17 protein-coding genes are annotated in these 19,689 nt (G+C 61.4%); 5 read left to right on the forward strand and 12 right to left on the reverse strand.

Annotated features, from left to right (window positions below; translation table 11 throughout):
• Positions 1-28 precede the first annotated feature (28 nt).
• Positions 29-868, forward strand: coding sequence for a LysR family transcriptional regulator (locus AADW18_RS11095; protein WP_337343448.1), 840 nt, complete (start codon positions 29-31; stop codon positions 866-868).
• Positions 869-944: 76 nt separating this feature from the next.
• Here the strand turns inward: AADW18_RS11095 and AADW18_RS11100 are convergent, their stop codons facing one another.
• The 3 genes from AADW18_RS11100 to AADW18_RS11110 form a co-directional block, all read right to left on the reverse strand.
• Complete coding sequence (locus tag AADW18_RS11100) at positions 945-1,808, reverse strand: hypothetical protein (RefSeq protein ID WP_337343449.1); 864 nt, start codon at positions 1,806-1,808, stop codon at positions 945-947.
• Between the two features lie 90 nt (positions 1,809-1,898).
• Positions 1,899-2,357 carry a GFA family protein gene (locus tag AADW18_RS11105; protein WP_337343450.1) on the reverse strand — a complete coding sequence of 153 codons (459 nt, stop codon included), beginning with the start codon at positions 2,355-2,357 and terminating at the stop codon, positions 1,899-1,901.
• Between the two features lie 41 nt (positions 2,358-2,398).
• Entirely contained in the window at positions 2,399-2,803 is a 405-nt protein-coding gene (locus AADW18_RS11110) for an aldehyde dehydrogenase family protein (RefSeq protein WP_337343451.1), read from the reverse strand.
• Between the two features lie 78 nt (positions 2,804-2,881).
• On the opposite strand from AADW18_RS11110, the gene AADW18_RS11115 reads away from it, so the two are divergent.
• Positions 2,882-3,523 carry a TetR/AcrR family transcriptional regulator gene (locus tag AADW18_RS11115; RefSeq protein ID WP_337343452.1) on the forward strand — a complete coding sequence of 214 codons (642 nt, stop codon included), beginning with the start codon at positions 2,882-2,884 and terminating at the stop codon, positions 3,521-3,523.
• Between the two features lie 83 nt (positions 3,524-3,606).
• On the opposite strand, the gene AADW18_RS11120 is transcribed toward AADW18_RS11115, so the two are convergent.
• Entirely contained in the window at positions 3,607-4,476 is an 870-nt protein-coding gene (locus tag AADW18_RS11120) for an NmrA/HSCARG family protein (protein ID WP_337343453.1), read from the reverse strand.
• Between the two features lie 99 nt (positions 4,477-4,575).
• On the opposite strand from AADW18_RS11120, the gene AADW18_RS11125 reads away from it, so the two are divergent.
• Positions 4,576-5,466 carry a LysR substrate-binding domain-containing protein gene (locus AADW18_RS11125; protein ID WP_337343454.1) on the forward strand — a complete coding sequence of 297 codons (891 nt, stop codon included), beginning with the start codon at positions 4,576-4,578 and terminating at the stop codon, positions 5,464-5,466.
• Positions 5,467-5,518: 52 nt separating this feature from the next.
• Here AADW18_RS11125 and AADW18_RS11130 read toward each other — a convergent pair whose 3' ends face one another.
• From AADW18_RS11130 to AADW18_RS11165, 8 genes are all read right to left on the reverse strand, one after another.
• The gene (locus AADW18_RS11130; protein WP_337343455.1) at positions 5,519-6,649 is read right to left on the reverse strand and encodes a YdcF family protein; all 1,131 of its coding nucleotides are present in this window, start codon (positions 6,647-6,649) and stop codon (positions 5,519-5,521) included.
• Positions 6,649-9,111, reverse strand: coding sequence for a TonB-dependent receptor (locus tag AADW18_RS11135; RefSeq protein ID WP_337343456.1), 2,463 nt, complete (start codon positions 9,109-9,111; stop codon positions 6,649-6,651). The genes AADW18_RS11130 and AADW18_RS11135 overlap by 1 nt, the downstream gene beginning before the upstream one ends.
• A gap of 371 nt (positions 9,112-9,482) precedes the next feature.
• Positions 9,483-11,126, reverse strand: a complete 1,644-nt coding sequence (locus AADW18_RS11140; protein ID WP_337343457.1) for an alkaline phosphatase D family protein — start codon at positions 11,124-11,126, stop codon at positions 9,483-9,485.
• Positions 11,123-12,328: a hypothetical protein gene (locus tag AADW18_RS11145; RefSeq protein WP_337343458.1), complete on the reverse strand. Its 1,206-nt coding sequence runs from the start codon at positions 12,326-12,328 to the stop codon at positions 11,123-11,125. The genes AADW18_RS11140 and AADW18_RS11145 overlap by 4 nt, the downstream gene beginning before the upstream one ends.
• A 168-nt stretch (positions 12,329-12,496) precedes the next feature.
• On the reverse strand, positions 12,497-15,751 hold the full coding sequence (locus AADW18_RS11150; RefSeq protein ID WP_337343459.1) for an outer membrane beta-barrel protein: 3,255 nt from the start codon (positions 15,749-15,751) through the stop codon (positions 12,497-12,499).
• An 89-nt stretch (positions 15,752-15,840) separates the two neighbouring features.
• Positions 15,841-16,854: a FecR domain-containing protein gene (locus AADW18_RS11155; protein WP_337343460.1), complete on the reverse strand. Its 1,014-nt coding sequence runs from the start codon at positions 16,852-16,854 to the stop codon at positions 15,841-15,843.
• Positions 16,817-17,425, reverse strand: a complete 609-nt coding sequence (locus AADW18_RS11160; RefSeq protein ID WP_337343461.1) for a sigma-70 family RNA polymerase sigma factor — start codon at positions 17,423-17,425, stop codon at positions 16,817-16,819. The genes AADW18_RS11155 and AADW18_RS11160 overlap by 38 nt, the downstream gene beginning before the upstream one ends.
• 324 nt (positions 17,426-17,749) lie before the next feature.
• On the reverse strand, positions 17,750-18,118 hold the full coding sequence (locus AADW18_RS11165; RefSeq protein WP_337343462.1) for a helix-turn-helix domain-containing protein: 369 nt from the start codon (positions 18,116-18,118) through the stop codon (positions 17,750-17,752).
• 89 nt (positions 18,119-18,207) lie between these two features.
• On the opposite strand from AADW18_RS11165, the gene AADW18_RS11170 reads away from it, so the two are divergent.
• Positions 18,208-18,525, forward strand: a complete 318-nt coding sequence (locus tag AADW18_RS11170) for an SMR family transporter (RefSeq protein ID WP_337343463.1) — start codon at positions 18,208-18,210, stop codon at positions 18,523-18,525.
• Between the two features lie 11 nt (positions 18,526-18,536).
• A complete protein-coding gene (locus AADW18_RS11175) occupies positions 18,537-19,217 on the forward strand; it encodes an NAD(P)H-dependent oxidoreductase (protein ID WP_337343464.1) in 681 nt (226 codons plus the stop codon).
• The last annotated feature ends 472 nt before the right edge of the window (positions 19,218-19,689 follow it).

Here is a 19,689-nt window from a genome sequence, read left to right on the forward strand (position 1 = left end):
CTGTCATTTAAAAATCGAATCTATCCAGATGAAAGCGATGGACGTGGATGCAGTCAGGGCTTTCCTTCTGACAGCAGACTTGCAGAGCTTCACCCGTGCTGCCGACGTGCTGGGCACTACCCAGTCCGCAATCAGTCTCAAGCTGCGGCGCCTGGAAGAGCAGCTCGGCCGTCGCCTGCTGGAACGCACGCCGCGGCATGTTCGCTTGTCGGCCGAAGGCCTCGCCTTTCTCGGCGTGGCGCGCGAACTGGTGTCGTCCCACGATCGCGCGGCCGCTGCTTTCGAGACCGAGCAGCGCCGGTTGGCGATCGGCATCAATCAGCAACTGGTCGGCAGCGAACTCCCGTTTCTGCTGCGGCGGATGCGGGACCACGATCCGAATCTACTGGTCGAGATGCGTATCGCCGGCACCAACGAACTCATGCGAGCACAGGAGCAGGGAGAGCTGGATGCCGTGCTGGTGCTGCGCCCGGAGGATCGCGGCAAGCGGGGCAAGATCGTGTTCGCCGAATCCTTTTCATGGTTCGCGTCGGCCGACTGGGAGCCGCGTACCGACCAGCCGTTGCCGCTGGCCACGCAAGGCGAATCGTGCCGCATCCGCAGCGAGGCGGTACGCGCGCTTGATCGCGCCGGCATCGAATGGCGCGAAGTCTTCGTCGGCAAGGGTGCCGCGATCCTGGGTGCCGCCGCTGCCGCTGGCCTGGCCGTGGCGGTGCTGGCGCGGCGTGCGGTGCCGCCGGGCACGATTGACGTCAGCGGTCTCCTGTCGCTACCGCCGATTCGCTCGCAGGACGTGATGCTCTACAGCAACCTCAGCGATCGGCGAACGCGTGATGCGTTGCGTGTCCTCACGCTGGCCTTTCAGTGACGGATGGGAGATATCAGCCGGCCAGGATCTGCGGCAGCTTCCGACCAACGCGGACTGTCAGGCCACCTGCAGAGTGTCAGTCGTCGAGCGTGAAGCGCCCTTCCGTGGAATCCCAGCGGATATGAACGCGCTCGCCTTTCGGTAGCGGCTCTTCGTCGGAGGGGTCGCAGTCATCCGCGCACAAGCCCATCATCAGCTCGGCCTCGCACTCCCATTCGCCAGGTTTCGCGCCGGGCAGCTGGTGGCAGGATTGCTTGCGCGCGTCGAACACCTTGGCGTGGAGGACCATCGACTGTCCGGTGGCGCTCAACGTTGCTGGCAGGCCACCGGCGTCTTCGAGGCGCTCGTATCTCTCGATGGCCAAACGGCGCACATCTGCGGCTGACGGCTCTTCGTCAGGCACGGGCTCACCGTCAGACATCGGCTCATCGGCCACTGCATTGTTCCCATCTTCGGTTGCAGTGGAAACAATGGGTGTCGGTGATTGAGCGGAATCCGTGGTCGCCGTGCTCCGCCCCCCGAGCTCCGCGGTGAGGGCCGTGGCCCACTGCATCTCGAAGCCGGCGGGGACCTTCACCAGTAACCAGCCTTCTTGGCTGCGGCCCTCGAGCGGAAGTCCGTAGCGCTCGATGAGCACCAGCGCGTCGTCCATATTATTTTCGTCGGGCTGCACCACGACGCGCTCGGGAAGGTCGGTACCTGGCGAGTCCAGGGTGGCCTCCCGTTCGAACGCGTTGCCTTGGACCACGAGCGCCGTGCCCTTGTACTGCACGTGCTCGTTTCCTTTCGGACCGCCGCCGCCGCAACCAGCCAGCAGCGTGATACACAGAACCCAGCAAGCCGCGCGTCCGCCGCCGGCCATCCGTTGCAAGAAATGCATTAGCGATCCCCGATCGTCATGGTGCTGCCCCGCCGGCAGCATGCCCGTGGGGACGATCATCGACAAGTACTGCCAGGCGCATGCGGGCAGACCCGCGCTGAACCCAACGGAGCGGCCGCTGCACGCTAGGCAAGAATTTCCCTCGCTATCTCACAGCCCGCCCATGATCAGTTTTCCGACGGCCCACTCGCTGGAAAAATATCCGCTGTGCTTCGGCAGGCTGTCACGCATGTCCTGCACGCGGCGGTGATAGAAGATGTCCAGTTGAACCGGCGGCAGCCGAGCCATCGATTCAAAATTGATGGCGGGGATGAACGTCACTTTGGACGGTCCGAAGCCTGCAATCTCCACGACGGGCTTGCCGCAGGTCCGGCAGACGCCACGATTGAAGTTCGGTGGCGGCCGGTACTTCTTGAACGCGATATGGCCGGCATCTTTCAGTACGACATCCTGGGCGCGAACGGCGACCACATCGGCGTACGGTTTGCCGTTGTATGCCTGGCAGATCAAACAGTGGCAGCGGAACCTGGCTTTGGGCGAGGCATGCACTTCGAACGAGCAAGCACCGCATTCGCAAGCGCCGCGTAGCGGCAACGTTTCGGTGGTCATGGGCGGATGCTACTCGGCAGGATTGGGAAGTGGCATTCCGATCACCGAAGCATCAGGTTGTGGATGGGGTTCACCGGATAGTTCCACGACGACATCACGCCGATGACGCCAAGCGGTTGGTATTCGACGCGGGCGTTGCCGCTGCGCATGTGCAGCGCTATGTGGCGGCGGGTGGGCGCCATGAACTTGCGAAGGTGACGGATCAGGTACTTGGTGCCTTCGGCGACACCTCCCACCTCCGTGACCGCCGTCCCGTGTCTTGAGCGATGCCCGAAATCGGCATGGACGGCGTCTCCTATCTCCTTGCGATGCCCGATGATCGTCGCCCTGAACTTGATCAGGTCCGCGCGCCGCTGCGCCAGCGAAGGCGCTCCTTCACGCATGAAGGCGGCACGTCGGGTGGCCAGGAGTCCGGATAGCCGATCCGTGTCGGTGGTTCTTGCCATGGCATTCATAGCCACTCCGATGTAGACATGAGAAACTTGGGGCCTTGACTATAGGCGCCTAAGTAGACAGTGTCAACAATGTATCCAGAAGAAACTTCAAAAGAGATCGAGCAGGACGCGCCCAGCCGCCGGTATCACCATGGCGATCTCCGTCGTACGGTTATCGAGACCGCGCTGGATATGCTTCAGGAGGAGAAGGGTTGGCAGTTCACGCTGCGGGAAGTCGCGCGCCGGGCTGGCGTCAGCCACGCAGCGCCCTACAAGCATTTCCCCGACAAGGCCGCGCTGCTGGTGGAGCTGGCGATGATTGGTTTTGATCGGCTACGCGAGTCCTTGGCGGCAGCGAAGTCAGGGGCGCCGGCAACGCTGCGCGAAGAATTCGCTTCGATAGCGCGGGCTTACGTGGCGTTCGGCATCGACAACCCAGCCCTCTACCGCCTGATGTTCAGTGCGGAGGAAGGGAAAGCAGTGGGGATGCACCTCAATGAGCGGGCGTTGGCGGTATTCGACGTTGCCGTCGAGATACTCCACCGCGGCCAAGCCGCGGGGAGCATTCGCCAGCGGCCGATAGAAGGCCAGGCCGCCGCCTGCTGGGGCCTCGTCCACGGCATGACCTTGCTTGCGATCGACGGGCTTCTGGTGCCAGAGAAGGTGGGCTCGGCCCCGTTGGAGGCGGCCTTGAGCACATTGATGGAAGGGTTGGAGAACCCGACAGCATGACGCCGGCCGCGTAGCAGACGATGTAGCCCTGTAGCGGTGGGATCATGCTGGGTTCTTCCGAATCGCGAGTGCGTGAGCGCCCTTCAGGCAGCCGCTGAAATCTCAGTCACGAAGTCGCGATAAGTGCGCAGTGGACGTCCCAGCAACGTGGTCAGCCGTTCCACATCGCCTGGCTCCGGGATCATTCCCTTGCTCAGGAATTGCTCACCCATCAGTCGCATGTCGTAGGCCATCCAGCCAGGCATGAACTGCCGAAGGTTTTCTTCAAAGCGCTGGGTGTCATCGCCGCCGCAGGCGATCGGGCGACCCAATACGTCGGACCAAATGCCGGCGGTATCCGCACCTGTCAGCGTGTCCGGCCCGACCAGGTTGATGGTCTGCAGCGGCAACGGTTCGGCAGCACGCTCGCGGCGAAGCAGTTCGATAGCCGCGATCTCGCCGATGTCACGCGCGTCGATCATGGCCAACCCTTTGCTGCCGATCGGCATGGGGTACACGCCATATCCAACGACGACATCCTTGATCGTGACTTCGTTGTCCATGAAATACGCGGGCCGCAGGATGGTGGCGTTGAGGTCCATCTGTTCGATCATTCGCTCCACGCCGTATTTGCCCGCGAAGTGGGGAACGTTCGCGTACAGATCGCTATGGATCACCGACAAGTAGACGATCCGCTCGATGCCTGCTTCGCGGGCCAGGTTGAGCGCGACCAATGCTTGGGTGAACTCATCGGCAACTACTGCGTTGAGCAGGAATAACGTGGAAACGTCCTTGAGCGCGCCGCGCAGCGAGTCCACATCCAACAAGTCGCCTTGCACGATCTGGACGCTTGCCGGCAGGTTGGCGGTTTCGGGATTGCGGACCAAGGCGCGCACATCCGCGCCTCGGTTGATGAGTTGCTGGACGACCTGACGGCCGACATTGCCGGTGGCACCGGTCACAAGGATGGTCATGGAAACACTCCGGATGGGTTGGGGTGCGAGCATGCTGGGTGATTCACCTGTGGCCCGATAGCCCTTATTCTTAGACCACCTGTCTCATTGGTGGAACATATGGATCTGGTGGCGCTTGCCGACTTCAACCTGGTGGCCCGGCATGGCGGATTCGGCAGGGCCGCCCGGGCTACGGACCGACCAAAGGCAACACTCTCTCGCCGTGTTGCGGAGCTGGAAGCAGCGCTCAATCTCCGGCTGTTCGAGCGCGGCGCTCGCGCCTTGAAGCTCACCGAGGAGGGCAAGGCGCTGTTTGAGCGAACGGCGGCGTTGCTTACCGAACTGGACGAGACAACAGCCGCCATCGCCTCCGGAGGTGGAGCGCCGCGAGGACAATTGCGGATCAGTGCGCCCATGCTTTTCTCGCATATCGCCATGGGCAAGCTGGCCGCGGAGTTCGCAATGCAGTATCCAGAGGTCCAGCTGGAAGTGACGACAGAGGACCGCGCCGTCGACATGGTCGAGGAGGGCTACGACCTGGTCATCCGGGTCAACCCCAGCCCGGACGAAATGCTGGTGGGACGCATCTTCTTGCGGGACCGGATGGTTGTCGTGGCCAGTCCAACCCTGGGCAAACCGGCCGACGGGCTGACAATTCCCGTGGTGGTGCCAAGATCAAGCGCTCAGAGCACGTGGGAATTCGCCACGGCCGGTGGGCGGTCCCTTATCGATGTGAACCCAGTGCTTCGGCTTGCTTCGCTCATCATGATTCGCGACGCAACCCGCATGGGAATAGGTGCTGCGCGCCTTCCGGTGTCGCTGGTGGCCCGCGATCTCGCTGCAGGAACGTTGGTCAAGTGGGGCGAGGTAGAGGGACCGGATATCGAGCTGTGGACGTTGTATCCGTCACGCCGACTATTGAACGCGCGCGTGTCCGCATTTCTCGACTTCTTCAAGAAGTCGTTTCCCAATGGCACGCCAGATGAGTTGTCGGCCTACCTCAAGGAATAGCTTCGTTGCTCTCGCTCGACCGCTACTAGTGCTCCGAGGATAGCTCCCGGATTCAAGGATCGAGTGGGTCGAGTGGATCGACCCGGGCAGAATCCGGGGATGGGCGGAACACGATATCGAAGGGTGAGGTGCGTTTGCCGATCCTGCCAGGCTGATAACCCAATTCGCGCTGGTTGCGCGCGATGAACTCGGTGCTTTCCACCGCATCGATGTGCCGAGGGTCGCTCAGCACAAGCGCGTCGCGATCCATCGGCGCGTTCAGCGACATCAGCAATCGCGCGGCGTTGCGCAGGTTGGTCGTGGTATGCCGCGCGTAAGGTTCGATCACGATCGCATGCGCTGGCACCCCATAACGTTCGATCAGTGCACGGCGCATTTCGACGGCTTCGACGAAGCGCGTTTCGCGCGGATGCACGGCCGCGCCGCTTACGATGACAAACGGCGCCAAGCCATCGAAGTAACGTTGGGCGGCGACCTTGACGTGTAGCTTGCCCCGCGCGCTCAGCGGTGTCAGCAGATCTTCCGGCCCCGCCCCGAGCACGATGATCGCGGTGTAGCGGTAGCGCGACCAATCCAGCTTCCGCGCATTCTGGAAGGCCTCCGAATTGAGCCCTTCGTGGATGGGTTCGAAAGCGATGGCATCCAGGCGATCGTTCACGTCGATGAGCGCCAGCGCCAAGCCGATGCTGGCGTCGAATGCGGCAATCGCTTCGCGCTGGCCTACTTCGCTGATGGAAGCGGCTACAGCAATATCGGACGCGAGCCGCTGGCTACCCTTCTTCCCGATTGGCCCGTCGATCTCCGGATAGCGTGGTGTGCCGCCCTTGCCATAGATGTCAAGAATCGCGTTGAGTCCCGCCAATTCGCGACGGACGGCATCCCGACGTTCACCGGCTTCGGCAGCCATCTCATCGGCGGCCATCCTTGATACCAGGTCAATCTCGTCTTTTTTCCAGGCCGACGCGCCGATCTTGCAAACCGCATCATCTGCGCACGCGGCAAGACGACGGTCCCGCTCGGCCAGCATCGAGCGAACCTTTGCGTCCGCCTGCGATTCGTCCAGCGTGGCAAGTGCAGGAAACAGGCGCTTGCCGAGCGTGGCGATTGCCTTGTCGTCCGCCGCTGCCGCGCATGCCGGCTGGATCGCGGCGGCGGCGATACACAGCAATAGCGCCAAGCGCATTACCAACTCCGGCTCAATACCAGGCGGAAATTGCGGCCGAACAACGGACGGCCATAGATCGCTTCGCTAGAGCCTTGTCCTGCCAAGGCGTCGGTGCGGGTATTGCCCTCGGTCAAGCCTTTCTCCTCGGTCAGGTTGTCGCCCACCAGCTGCACGCCCCAAGCGCCGCGTTTCCAGGATAGTCCGAACCCCAGCGTCTGGTAGGAAGGCAGCGCCGTGCGGTTGAACAGATCGACATAGGACTTGCCGACGAAATCGTAGCGAAGATAGGCTTCGATCTCGCTATTGCCGGCCATGAAGCTGAAAGTCGGTCGGATGTTGCCGTAGAGCTTCGGCTCGCGGACGATCTGGTTGCCGTTAACCGCGCTTGGATCCGCGCCCGCACTGTTCTGCAGATTCTTGTACTGGGGATCGCTGAATGTCACCGCGCCCGCCAGCGCGAACCAATCCGACGCCCTGAACATGCCGTCCATCTCGACGCCCTTGGACACCGCGGTGCCGATGAAGGGCACCGACTGATCGTTGCGGCCGGTGACCGGATTGTAAGCCACAAACGATGCATTCAACGGATCGAACTTGGTGTAGAAGGCGGTCAGGTACAGATAGGAACGATCGAACGTTGCTTTCATGCCCAACTCGTACTGATCGGTCTTGGTCTCGACAATGGTCGGATTGATGCTGCGCGCGACGCTGGACTGCGGTGCGATTTCCACATGCGATGCGCGGGCATAGGTGCCGAAATTGGAATTGAAGTCGTAGTTAAGACCGATCGTCCAGTTGGTGACCGAAGGATCAAGGTTGTGCGTCTGCGTGCCGCCGCTGAAGCGCCGCGTGGTGTCGTCGGCCAGCGTGTCGGCATCGCCCAGGTTGGCGCCGTCGGTCTGCTCGGCATAACCGTCGTAGCTATACCGTTCATGGCGGACAGCGGCGTCCAGCTTGAACTTATCGGTGATTTCCCAGGTGTCGTTGGCGTACACCGCGAACATCTTGGCATCGACCTCGCCCGCGTTGAGCGTGGTCGTATAGCGCAGCACACCGTTGTCGGTCACGTAACCCAGCGGCGCGCCCTGCGCCGAATAGGCCACCAGGTCCAGCGTCCGCGGCTTGCCCGAGACTTCAAGCAGCATGTCCTGGTAGGCGGTGAACGCGGTGGTTCCGTAGAACGAGGTATACACGCCGATATTGAGATCGTGCGCGCCGAAACCGGTTTCGAACCGGCGAGCCGCGCTCAGGTCCGCCTGCGCCGAATAGAACTCCGACTCGATCGCGCGATATTGCGCCGAGATTACCAGGCCGGAAGCCGCATATGGGTCGTACGCTGTCGCGCCGTTCGTGCCGGCCAGGGCATAGCCCATCGATGCGACGCCGGTGCCGAAAGCGGTACGTGCCCGCGCCAGGTAGCTGTTGGCGAATGTGTTGCCGTCGACCGGGTTGGTCGTGGAATAAAGCGCATCGAAGCTCAGCTTGCCTTTGGTGTAGCCGGACTTCAGAGAGACCACCCAGTCGCCCGCGCTGTTCTCGTACTGGAAGCCGACGTTGCTGAAACGCATGTGGCGGCCATCCGCCAGATCGCGGCGCAGGCTCTGCGTCACGCCCGCGGAATCCAGGTACTTGAGGCTCACGTTGCGCAGCGAAGGCGAGTTCATCGTGCCCTCGAAGTAATCCAGATACGGATCCAGCGACACAGAGGGATCGCGCGGATCGGCAATCGGAATCGGCAGGTAGAAAACGTTGTGGTCGTCGACGAAGGTGCCACTGAATTTTATCCAGCTGTCTTCCATGTAGTGCTTGATGTTGGCGCGCAGCTGGCCGCCTTGATCGTTGGGAAAGCCGTTGTCGCGGTAGCCGTCGTGGTGGCGCAGGAAGCCGCCGACTGCGTAGTAGGTATTCTCGGAAAGAGCGCCCGATTGGTACGCCTCGGTGCGGTAAAGCCCGGTATCGCCGAGCGTGAGCTGGGCCTTGCCCTTCGTCTCGTCGCTGCCCTCGACCAGGACATTGTTGACGATGGCCGCGCCGCCGCTGGCGTAGATCGGCGCCGGGCCGCCGCGCACCACTTCGACACGCTGGTTCATGACATCGAAGCGATGCATGCCTTCGCCGGAGTTGAAGAAGTGGCCGTCGATTTCATGGAACAGCGGCAAGCCGTCCTGCTGGAAGATGATGTAGCCACGGTCGGTGGGAATGCCGCGCAGGCGGGTAATGTTCTGTACTTCGCCGCCGGTCGATTCGACGTGGATGCCAGGCACGTTGCCCAGCAGGTCCGCATAGCTCTTGGGCGCCAGCTTCTGCACTTCCTCCGCGGTCAGGGAGTTGACCGCATAGGAGGCATCGAAACGGCGCTGGGTCCTTGCCGAACCCGTGACCACCACCGCGTCCAGTTCGCTGACCTTGGCGTTCTCCACGGGCGCAGGCGCTTCTTTCGCCTCAGGCTGAGTTTCCGCCGTCTCTTGTGCGATCGCCACAACGGGAGCGGAAAACGCAATCGCAACGGCGACCGCAATGCGAGTGCATGAGTAGGAACGAGAACCGCGCATGAGCAATAGACCCTTCGATAAGTGAAAAAAAACGAGTGTCGTCAAAGCGACAGTCGGTCATTATCCGAAGCCTCCATGACAGGCGTGCGTAACGGGGTGTGCTGCCTTTACGCCAGTGGGTCGTTCTGGCCTTGCGCGGGCGGCCTTTTGTTCGCGCCCATGCCTGCCGCGGCTGCGTTGCCAGGTGGCCGAATGAGCCATTCGGCCAGCATCTTCGCGCAAGAGCGTGAGTGTCGCGTCCTGCCCCCGGGCGCCGCCGCAGGCCGGCAGATCCATAATGCGTTTTTACTCGTGACTGCTCACACCGAGAATTTTCGTCTTCCCCGCTCGGCCGACATACGGTGAGTGCCTGCCAAGGCAGTACGGCGCGCCTTTACCGTTTGCATGAACAACCATTCCCCGGTCACTCGTTGCGATGTGACGTCGATCATCATGTAGCCGCGTTGGCGGGTGTCGCCCCAGACCAGTTCTGGATTCGTGGCGACAAAGGCGGCGGCAATGGTTTTAGGATCCGCGCCGAGTTGCCCTTCGATGCCATTGGACGTCACCGCATGACAGGCGAACTCGATGCCTGCCGGTCGTCCGTCTTCCACCAACGAATACGCCCAGGCGTTATGGCTGTCGCCTGACAACATCACCAGGTCCGCATCCGCTTGCTGGGCAGATTTCAGCAGGCGCGAACGGGCGGCGGGATAACCGTCCCAACGATCCATCCACATCGGCAAACCGAGTCTGGAGGCGCGCACATCCCGCTTGAATTTGTTGACGATGGACTCCCCGGCTTCGGGGCGAACCCAGCCTGGCGTTTCTTCCGGCATCAATGTGCGCCCGATGATGGTGCCCATGCCGACCATCTGCCAGGTCGAAGTCGTCGCGTTGCGCTTCAGTTCCTGTGCCAGCCAGGACTCCTGCTCGGAGCCGAGCATGGTGGCCGTAGGATCCCGCCAGGCGCCATCCCGGAAATTGGCCAATGCCACGTCCGGATTGCTGGCCTGATGCGCCTTGGCCAACTCCGAGGATGCCGGCCGCGTGCGTGCCAGCAGGCGCGACTCAGTGCGGTACAGCGTAGCGAGCGTGCCTATGCGGTAAGCCTTCCAAGGTTCCTCCGACACGGGAAGCCACTCGCGATAAGCCTGCATCGCGGCCGCGCGGCGGGTGTTCCAGTCGCCCTCGGACTTGGGCTGATGATTCGCCGCGCCACCTTCCCAGCTGTCGTTGGTGATCTCATGGTCGTCCCACAGCGCGATCATCGGCGCCATCTGGTGCAGCTTCTGAAGATCCGGATCGGCGCGATAGCAGGCAAAGCGAAGGCGATAGTCGACCAGGCTTATCATCTCGTGGTCATGCGCGGGCATGACTTCGCGGCCGCCGACAAGGTCGTTGTCCTTGTACGAAGCGATGCCGTACTCATAGATGTAATCGCCCACGTGTAACCACAGGTCGAGATCATCGCGCGCGGCGGCATGACCGTAGGCATTGAACCAGCCCATTGGCAGATTCGAGCAAGAGAACAAACCCAGTCCGAAGCGATCGATATCGCCTACAGGCAATGTCTTGGTTCGGCCAACGGGCGATTTGCCGCCATCAGGCGCAACGAAGCGATACCAGTAGGCCGTGCCGGGTTGCAGGCCGTCGACAGTTATCTTTGCCGTCCAATCGCGATGCGCACCGGTACGTATGCTTCCACCGGAAACCACGCGGGTGAAATCGCGGTCCAGCGCAACTTCCACCTCCAAGCGAACTTCATCGACGCCGGCAGCAGGTACATAGCGCGTCCACAGCAGCATGGAATCGGGGCCAGGTTCGCCGCTGGCGACGTTGTGCGTGAAACCCTTGGACGCCAAGATTTCGGCAGCGAGACTACGACCTATCGGAAGCACCAGCGCCCCCAACCCAAGCGCACCACCAACCACCAGCCGCCGGCGTTCGATGTTCACCGTCATGGGACTTCCTCTGCTTTCACGGGAACGAACGGCGTCTGCGCTTCTCCTGTCCAGCGCATCAACGTGATGTCGGACGTTTGCGCGCCCTTGGCGCCGGAGTTCACAGAGAGATAGAACAAGCCGTGCCCGACTGGTTGGAATCCCACATCGGCTTTCTGATGCCAGCCACGCACGCCCGTGGCGGCATCCTTCAGGCCGTCGTCCGCCAGTGCGAGCAGCCGGCCTTGTTCCCAACCCTCCACGCTGGGCACGCCGACCAGATCGCTCCTCGTCGGCTGAGTACGTGCATCGACCGCGAATAATGAGTAGTGGGGGAAAGATGCTTTCCTGCCCGGGTAGACCCCCATGAACCAGCGTTGCAGCGTTTCGTCGTAGGAAAGGTTCTGTACGCCGTAGGTCGTGTTGCCGGTGCGGACGAAGTACTTTCCTTGCGGCGTGCCTGGGCCGCTATGGTGCGGAGCCGCCTCGGTCAGCGGTTTGGCGTACTTGTCCCAGCCACTGATGTCGTACTGAAGAAGAACTTGATGGTCGTTGTCGACGCGCTCGGCGTTGCTGTAGATGCCATAGGCGACGGTGAGATAACGCGGGCCGTCCGCCCGGCCGAATGCAGGGCCAAAACCTACGCCATCGATCCCAGAACAGCCGTAACGGTGATCCCGTGTATCCGCCACGTTGCCGTCGAACTTTCCATCGCCGTCCATGTCCGCGGCGTAGTCCGCGGCCACTTCCGGAAGATAGACAGTGCGGAATATCTCCATGCTGCTCGCCTCCACGCCGACTCGGTCGAGCCGGTTCACGTCGATCACGGCGATGTAGAACGCTTCGTCCTCTTTGTATTCGAGGGAGCCATAGACCTGTCCGTCGGCCGGATTGAAATCAAGATCGCCCAGGTGACCCGTCCAGCCGACAAGCGTGCCGATGAGCTTTCCGCTGAAGTCGTACTTCGCCAGCAGGTTGGTGAATGAGTAGTAGATGTAGCCACCCCGCAGGTCCACGGCGATGCCTTGCACGTGACCCGAGGACCATGTGCCGCCGTTTTGCTTGAGAGGTAGGTGAGGCGATGGTGCCGCGGCGGCGGGTTGGGCTGCCGCCAAAAAAAAAGAAGCAAGCAGCGTTGCCGTGGCGAGGAAGGCGGGGACGATCAGCAAGACGCCGTGTGTAGACAGCGCACCGGTGAGCCGGAAACTAGTGGGAAGGGCCATGGTTGTTGTCGGTACGAAGGGAGCCGGACAGCTTTGCGTAGAGCGGAGCTTGCTCCGCTGCTTTTGGTCTTACAGATTTACGTAGAGCGGAGATTGCTCCGCTGCTTTTCTCTTCCGCAACCGGCAACAAGAGCAGAGGAGCAAGCTCCGCTCTACGTTGATAAGACATCAAAATTTCGCCTTGATCCCGAAATTCCACATCGAGCCATAGATCGTGTACTGCTGCACGCGGCTGGGAACGTTGGAGTAGATGATGTCCGGCTCGTTGAAGATATTGCGGCCTGCGAGTTGCAGCTCGATGTTCTTGGTGAGCTTGTAGCTGGCGCTGATGTTCCAGAGTTCGCGTTCGGTGTGATAGAGAACGCCGTTGTTGGCGGTGGTGGGTGTGTTGCTCAGCGCACTGACGCGGTACTTGCCCTGCCGGTTGCCATTGATCTGGAAATCGAAGCGGCCGTGGTTGTAGCGGAGCCCCCAGTTGGACACCTGCTCGGGCACGTTCTGGCGTTCGCCGTCGGGATTGATCGAGGTGATCGAGCCATACAGGCTGAGGCCCTTGAACGCACCCGGCAGGAAGGTGAGCTGCTGGCTGTACTCGAAGGTCAGGCCTTCGTTGGTGCTGGTGCCGGGGACGTTCTGCGCGCTGCGGAAGGTATAGCCGGCATATTCGTCGGGATCGAAACCGACGTCTTCCGGCTCGACCGTGATCCCGGTGACCTGCATGTCCTTCATGTCGAGCTTGTAGTAGGACAGGCCGATGATGCCGGACGGCTCGAGGTAGTACTGCAGACTCGCGAAATACTTGGTGGAGTGCTCGGGCTTCAGTTCGGGATTGGGCACCGAAACGATCAGGGTGTCGTCGTTCACCGAAACTACGCCGCCGAGATTGCCGTAGTCCGGCCGCAGGATGGATTCGCTGAAGGCGAGCTGCCCGACCAGTTTCTCTGTGAAGTCGTACTTCATGCCGCCACTGAGGAACCAGTCTTCATACTCGCCGTTGCGAGTGGAATACGCGCCGTTGTTGTACTGGTATAGCAAGCCTTCGACGGTATTGACCGAAAGGCCGGCCGCAGTCACTTCGCTTACCGGGCGGATATTCGCGACGCGCGATGCTGTCTTGGTTTTCTCGTAGCGCAGGCCCAGGTCGAAGCGGGCATCACCGATGCGCGTCTGGGCTTCGACATAAGCAGCGTCGATCTCCTCCTGGATGCGCTTGTTGTTGTCGAGCCTGCGCTTCAGGTTGCCCACGGTGTCGGCGACGAAATACTCGGGGTGTTCCTTGTAGATGTCGTACATCGCGTAGTTGCTGTCCGCGCGCCAGTTCTGGTCGTTCATGTTGCCGGCATTGAAGCCGTTGATCTCGAACTGGTAGTTCTGCGTCCACGGAATGAACGCGGCGGGATCCCGCTGAGTCATATCGCGGTTGGGGCCGACGTACTGGAACTGCTGGAACGAGCCTTCATTGGTCCTCCAGTCATTCTTGCGGCTGCCCAAACCGCCCATCAGCGTGACCGGCAACTCCTGGAAAGTGAGGTGCTTCTTCAGGTCGAGATAGCCACCGTACTGGTCGTTGACGGCATCGGATTCGGAAGTGCGGACGTTGTTGCCGATATCCGCGTCGCGATTGAAGTTGGTGGGGTCGCCCCAGGGACGGCCGGCGGTCTGCGCGATCGTCCAGGCGTTCGAACCCTCGGAGGGACGATCAAGCGTGAAGCCGATGCCGGTCAGCCAACTGTCGGTGCGCTGGAAGAATCCCTCGCTGTTGTCGCGGAAGTTGAACTCGGACCGGGAATAGCTACCGCGCAGCGTCGCTTCCAGGGTGTCGCTTTTGAACTCGATCTTCGGCGCAATCGTGTAGGTGGGCGTTCCGGCGTAGCGATGCGAATACTCGGTTCTCAGACGGGTGTTGGTCCCGTTGGGATTCACCACGATGTGGGTAGGCGTGGATTGCGGCGTGGCATAGGACGCCGTGGGCGTACCGAAGTAAAGAAAGGTGTACTGGTTGAAGTACTCGACGTCATAGAACGAATAGGTGCTGCGCAGTGAGAGCACGAGCTCGTCGGTAAGCTGGTAGTCCGTGCTCAGGTTGGCGGCTGTGCGGCTGGTCATCTTCGGGCCCGGTCGCCACATGACGCGGTACGGCATGACGCGGCCATCGGCGAGATAGGACCAATCGGTCTGGATGCGATCCTGCTGCACGTAGTTGGCGTTATAGCTGGTGTTGAATTCGACACCCAGGCGACCTTCCAGGAACACGTCGGCGAAACCGAACTGGCCGGAGGGATAGATGGTCGAGTGCTTCCTGTCGTCGGGGAAGTACTTCCGCGCCAGGGTGGAATCCGACGTGCCGACCGCGCCGAGCTGGGCGACGATCTGGCGGCCGGTCCGATTGAATGCGTATTTGCTGCGCAGATTGATCTGACCGCCGGGAGAGTCGGCATCCATGCTGGCCGTCAGCGTATTGTTGAGTTCGATCGACTCGATGCCGGTGATGGACATCTGTTCGAAGGAGTTCTGCCGGCCGCTGTTGTTGTTGGAGGTGGCGGTGGCCATGCGGGCGCCGTCCACGGTAAAGGTGGAGTACTTCGGGTCGAGGCCGCCGATGCGCACGGCGGTGGCATCCACCTCGGTGTAGTCGAGGGAGATGCCCGGCATGGACTTCATGAATTCACCCACGTCGCCCATGGTGAGCGCGCCGTAGTTGTCGGCGGCGACCACGTTCTTGGCGTTCATCGCAGCGCGGCGCTCCATGATCGCGCTGGCCTGGCCTTCGCGCTTGGCGGTGACCAGCAGCATGTCCATTTCAACCGCATCGCCATTCGAACCCGGAGCGGCGTAGGAAGGCACCTTCAATTCAAAATCAAGCGGCGCTACCTGGCCTGCGGTGACGTTGGCGACCGCCTTGGATTCCTGCAGGCCGGTGTACTTGGCTACTACCGTGACCTCGCCAGCCGGTACGCCGGTAAGACGGAAATTACCGCCATCCTCGGAGTAGGTAACGATCTGCGTGCCTTCGACCCGGATCTCGGCATTGCGCACGTACTCGCCGGTTGCGGTATTCAGCACGCGACCGCGTACGACACCGTTGCCGGTCCGTTGCTCCGGCTGCGTGGAGTTACCGCCCGCTTTCTGCAGCAGGATGATGTTGCCTTCATCCGACTTGATTTCCAGGCCGGTCCCTTCCAGCAACATCTGCAAGGCCTTGCGCGCATCCATTTCGCCCACGATGGCGGGCGTATGGATGCCTTCCAACGATCTTGCCGGCGCGATGATCTGCAGCTGTGCCTGCCGGGCCAGTTCCGGAATGGCGGTGACCGCAGGTTGCGCGGAAACTTCGAACTTGCGCTGTTGCGCCATTGCCTGGGAAGCGGACGCCAACGCGGCGGCAATGGCGCAAGCCAGCAGGACTTTCTTGTAAGGGTTCATGGTCTATGTTCTCAACGAGCTGCGTAAAAAGAGCGGCATTGAAAACAAGAGTCCCGGCGGGCGCGCTTTCCGCTATCTGTCAAAAAAATTTAATGTGGAGCGTCCGCATGCCTGGGTTTTGACACGATGATCCGGCCATCTTCCTGCCGCACTTCCGCACCAAATACTTCGGCGACGGCGCGACTGAAACCAAGCGGATTGTTGGCCGCGAATAATCCGGTGACCTGCATTTGCGCCAGATCCTGGCCGACGATATCGATCGGCGTTTCGCTATAGCGCGCATAGATAGCCGCTGCTTCGGCAAGGGTTTCACCCTGCAAGGCGATCTTTCCTTCTCGCCACGCCAACTCTCGCCCCAGCTGTCCGGAAGGCAGTGACGTCAGACTCCACTTCTTCTCTTTTCCTGCCGGTAGCGACAAGCCTGTATTCGATGTCAACGGAATCCTGCTGGATCGCCTCGCGTCAGCCAGAACAACGCGTCCCTCCTGCACCAGTACTTGCGTAGGCCGGCCTTGCAGCTTGCGTACGACGAAGGTGGCCGCCGACGCTTCCAGGTGCGTTTCATCGATCTCCACCACGGTCGGCATGGCGGTTCCGGCGCCGTCAAACAGCACCTCGCCTTGCAAGACACGTATCCGTCGCTGCCCTTTGTCGTCGTATACCTTGATGCGGGTGTCGGTGTTGAGCGTCACCATGGCGCCGTCGCCCAAGGGCACCATGCGCATCTCCCCCTTGGCCGTCGCGTACGCCGTAGGCATCTGCAACGTCACGGCCAGCGTCACAACCAGCACCAGCGAAGCGGCCATGGCACCCGCCCATTCCATCACGCGGCGGCGGCGCCTGACGCGGGGAGAGGGCAGTGCTGCTGCTTCGGATTGAAAGTCCGCCGGATCGTATTGCGGACCCAACGCACGCGCGGACTCGCTGCGCATCCATACGGCCTTGGCGCGCATGAATGCGCCGCGCCGCCGCGGATCGCCCGCCAACCACTGTTTCAGTTCACCGGCTTCGCTGGCGGGCAGAGGCGCACGATCCATCCTCGCCACCCACTGCGCGGCGATCCGGTCAATGTCCTGGCTGGTTTCGCGTTCTTCCACTGGCACGCCTTTTTTCCCGCTCTAGTTGACTAGAGGTTTTAGCGGGTGGGTTTCCGCCACTGGCAAAACAATCCGCCAGCCAGCGGATGCCACGGACGATGTGTTTCTCGACCGTGTTCTCAGAAAGCCCCATCCGGGAGGCGATATCCCGCTGGGACAATCCACGGACGCGGCGGAGAACAAAGGCCTCGCGTGTCTGTCCCGGCATGCTGGCGATCACCTTGGCCAGTTGGCGCAGATCGTCATGCGCGATGGCGCTTTGTTCCGGCGTGGCCGCGTCGTCGGCGAAGTCCGCAAAACCGAGATCTTCGACCGCAAGGATCGACACGATCCGCGCCCGCCGGATGTTGCGAACCACCAACGAGTGGGCAACCTGGAACAGGTAGGCGCGCGGATTCAGGATGTCGTTGATGACCTCGCGTTCGGCCAGCACCGCGTAGCTTTCCTGCACGATGTCATCGATGTCGAATGCGGCTGGCGCCCGGCGTGACAACCAGCCCCTGAGCGCGGGTTCGTGCGGCAGGATGTGATGCATGAACCAGCGTGTCCTTTCGACATCATCCAAGGCGGCATCCATATCGCCCTTTGCTTCAGTTCGATCAGGCACCCAGGTTCCCCAACACCGCCCACTTGGCAAATGTCGTGAAATGCTATTTGGTGTGGATGACAGGTATGTTGCAGCGACTCCAGGCTGGAAATTCCGCCGGACAAACAAAAGCCTGCGTCGCGCGCGGCCCATCTCTGCCCGAGGGAACTTGCAGGATTCTTGAATGCAGGAAAGGAAAATCCTGCTTGATGCCCCTGAATCCTCATCTAGGAGCGCCGTCCCCGGCGCGAGCTCTTTTGATCCAACCGCCACAGGAAGAGCTCGCGGCGGGACGCCGCTCCTACAAAGGCCAGCTCACCGCCGATCAAATTCCTCTCGCGCCGCGAGCAACTTCGCCAGGTTCACTTCCGCCCAATCATCGACGGGAACCAGTATCTCGTTCAACGACTGCCCCAGTGGGGTGAGCCGGTACTCGACGTGAGGCGGGACGGTGTGATGGTCGATCCGCTTCACCAGGCCGTTCCGCTCGAGCTCGCGCAGTGTCTGTGTCAGCATCTTCTGGGAGATGCCGTCGATCAGGCGCAGGAATTCATTGTTGCGAACCGGGCGCTCCGCCAATAGCGGAATAATCAACAGCGCCCATTTGGAGGCGATCATCTCCAGGACGCCGCGTGAAGGACACGACGCGCTGTAGACGTCTCCGCGATATTTCTTTCTAGTCATGGCGCATAGGAACCAAAAGGTGCGTACTTGTCTGAGGGAAAGTGTATCCACAGAATCCAGGTGAACTCAATTCACTCCGGAGATTGGCTATGGCTTGGTGGATACTTTTCGCGGCGGGCATCGTCGAGATCGTCATGGCGGCGGCGCTCAAGGCTGCTGACGGCTGGACGAAGCCGGTACCCAGCATCATCGGCATCGCAGCGGCGCTGGCATCCATTTTTCTGCTGACGCATGCGATCAAGCAGTTGCCCACCGGGACGGCCTATGCGGTCTGGACGGGCATAGGCGCGGCTGGGGTTGCGGTCTACGGGATCGTCGTCAACGGCGATTCTGTCTCTGTGGGCCGGTTGCTTTGCATCGGTCTGGTGATCGCGGGCGTCGTGGGTCTGCGCCTGGCCGAATCCTGAGAGGTGACGTCATGACAGACCTGTTGCATATCAGCGCGTCTCCATCCGGGCTGGCCTCGCAGTCGGGCAGCGCCGCACGTGAGTTCGTTGGCGCCTACAAAGAGCTGAACCCGTCCAACCACATCAAGACGATAAACGTGTGGGACCTGGAGCTCCCGGAATTCGATGCCACCATGATCGCTGCGAAGTTCGCCGTCCTGCGCTCGCAGGACGCAACCGAAGCCCAGCGAGTTCAATGGGCGAAGGCGGTGCGTCTTTCGGAAGAGTTCAATCAGGCCCAGAACTACGTCTTCAGTCTGCCGATGTGGAACTACGGCGTTCCATACCGGCTGAAGCATTACATCGACGTCGTGACCTTGCCCGGCCAGAACTGGTCCTGGTCGCGGGCGGATGGCTACCGGCCGCTGCTCAAGGACAAACGCGCGGTGCTGATCTATTCCAGCGCCGGCGATTTCTCCGGCGAGGTCGCCGGCGCGTATGAGGACTATCAGAAACCTTTCATGCGTCAGTGGCTGCGCTTTGTGGGAATTGAAGTGGTAGATGAGATCGCGGTGGCGCCTACGCTGACGGATCCTAAGTCCTTGGCGAAGATCAAGTATGAAAGTGCCCAGCGGGCCCGCGCTAGTGCGTCGCTACTGAGTGGACCCCAACGGCGACCCGCTGGTATTCCCGTCGACATACGACGCGGATAAATTCCGCTGGGAGTCCGCGCGCTCCCGTAGAGCCGAGCTTGCTCGGCTGTTTTTCGGGCGGGAGAAGGAAGAGCAGCGGAGCAAGCTCCGCTCTACGAGGAACGCTTCCAAACGGCTATTCCTTATCGTCTGCCGTTGCGACGGCATCGTTGCTACTGCTTCGGGGCCGTAGCGGGGCGCAGCTCCGCCCTACGAGAGGGCTGTCGCTTCGTGTAGAGCCAAGCTTGCTCGGCTGTTTTTCGGGCGGGAGAAGGAAGAGCAGCGGAGCAAGCTCCGCTCTACGAGGAACGCTTCCAAACGGCTATTCCTTATCGTCTGCCGTTGCGACGGCATCGTTGCTACTGCTTCGGGGCCGTAGCGGGGCGCAGCTCCGCTCTACGAGGAACGCTTCCAAGCGGCTATTCCTTATCGTCTGCCGTTGCGACGGCATCGTTGCTACTGCTTCGGGGCCGTAGCGGGGCGCAGCTCCGCT

Origin of the sequence: Pseudoxanthomonas sp. CCNWLY206-1, from assembly GCF_039710385.1 — a bacterium.
GTDB lineage: Bacteria > Pseudomonadota > Gammaproteobacteria > Xanthomonadales > Xanthomonadaceae > Pseudoxanthomonas_A.

Excerpts from the sequence above, each read along its gene's own strand:
- AADW18_RS11095 (WP_337343448.1), top strand. The coding sequence starts at position 29 with ATGAAAGCGATGGACGTGGATGCAGTCAGGGCTTTCCTTCTGACAGCA.
- AADW18_RS11100 (WP_337343449.1), bottom strand. The coding sequence starts at position 1,808 with ATGATCGTCCCCACGGGCATGCTGCCGGCGGGGCAGCACCATGACGAT.
- AADW18_RS11105 (WP_337343450.1), bottom strand. The coding sequence starts at position 2,357 with ATGACCACCGAAACGTTGCCGCTACGCGGCGCTTGCGAATGCGGTGCT.
- AADW18_RS11110 (WP_337343451.1), bottom strand. The coding sequence starts at position 2,803 with ATGGCAAGAACCACCGACACGGATCGGCTATCCGGACTCCTGGCCACC.
- AADW18_RS11115 (WP_337343452.1), top strand. The coding sequence starts at position 2,882 with ATGTATCCAGAAGAAACTTCAAAAGAGATCGAGCAGGACGCGCCCAGC.
- AADW18_RS11120 (WP_337343453.1), bottom strand. The coding sequence starts at position 4,476 with ATGACCATCCTTGTGACCGGTGCCACCGGCAATGTCGGCCGTCAGGTC.
- AADW18_RS11125 (WP_337343454.1), top strand. The coding sequence starts at position 4,576 with ATGGATCTGGTGGCGCTTGCCGACTTCAACCTGGTGGCCCGGCATGGC.
- AADW18_RS11130 (WP_337343455.1), bottom strand. The coding sequence starts at position 6,649 with ATGCGCTTGGCGCTATTGCTGTGTATCGCCGCCGCCGCGATCCAGCCG.
- AADW18_RS11140 (WP_337343457.1), bottom strand. The coding sequence starts at position 11,126 with ATGACGGTGAACATCGAACGCCGGCGGCTGGTGGTTGGTGGTGCGCTT.
- AADW18_RS11145 (WP_337343458.1), bottom strand. The coding sequence starts at position 12,328 with ATGGCCCTTCCCACTAGTTTCCGGCTCACCGGTGCGCTGTCTACACAC.
- AADW18_RS11150 (WP_337343459.1), bottom strand. The coding sequence starts at position 15,751 with ATGAACCCTTACAAGAAAGTCCTGCTGGCTTGCGCCATTGCCGCCGCG.
- AADW18_RS11160 (WP_337343461.1), bottom strand. The coding sequence starts at position 17,425 with ATGGATGCCGCCTTGGATGATGTCGAAAGGACACGCTGGTTCATGCAT.
- AADW18_RS11165 (WP_337343462.1), bottom strand. The coding sequence starts at position 18,118 with ATGACTAGAAAGAAATATCGCGGAGACGTCTACAGCGCGTCGTGTCCT.
- AADW18_RS11170 (WP_337343463.1), top strand. The coding sequence starts at position 18,208 with ATGGCTTGGTGGATACTTTTCGCGGCGGGCATCGTCGAGATCGTCATG.
- AADW18_RS11175 (WP_337343464.1), top strand. The coding sequence starts at position 18,537 with ATGACAGACCTGTTGCATATCAGCGCGTCTCCATCCGGGCTGGCCTCG.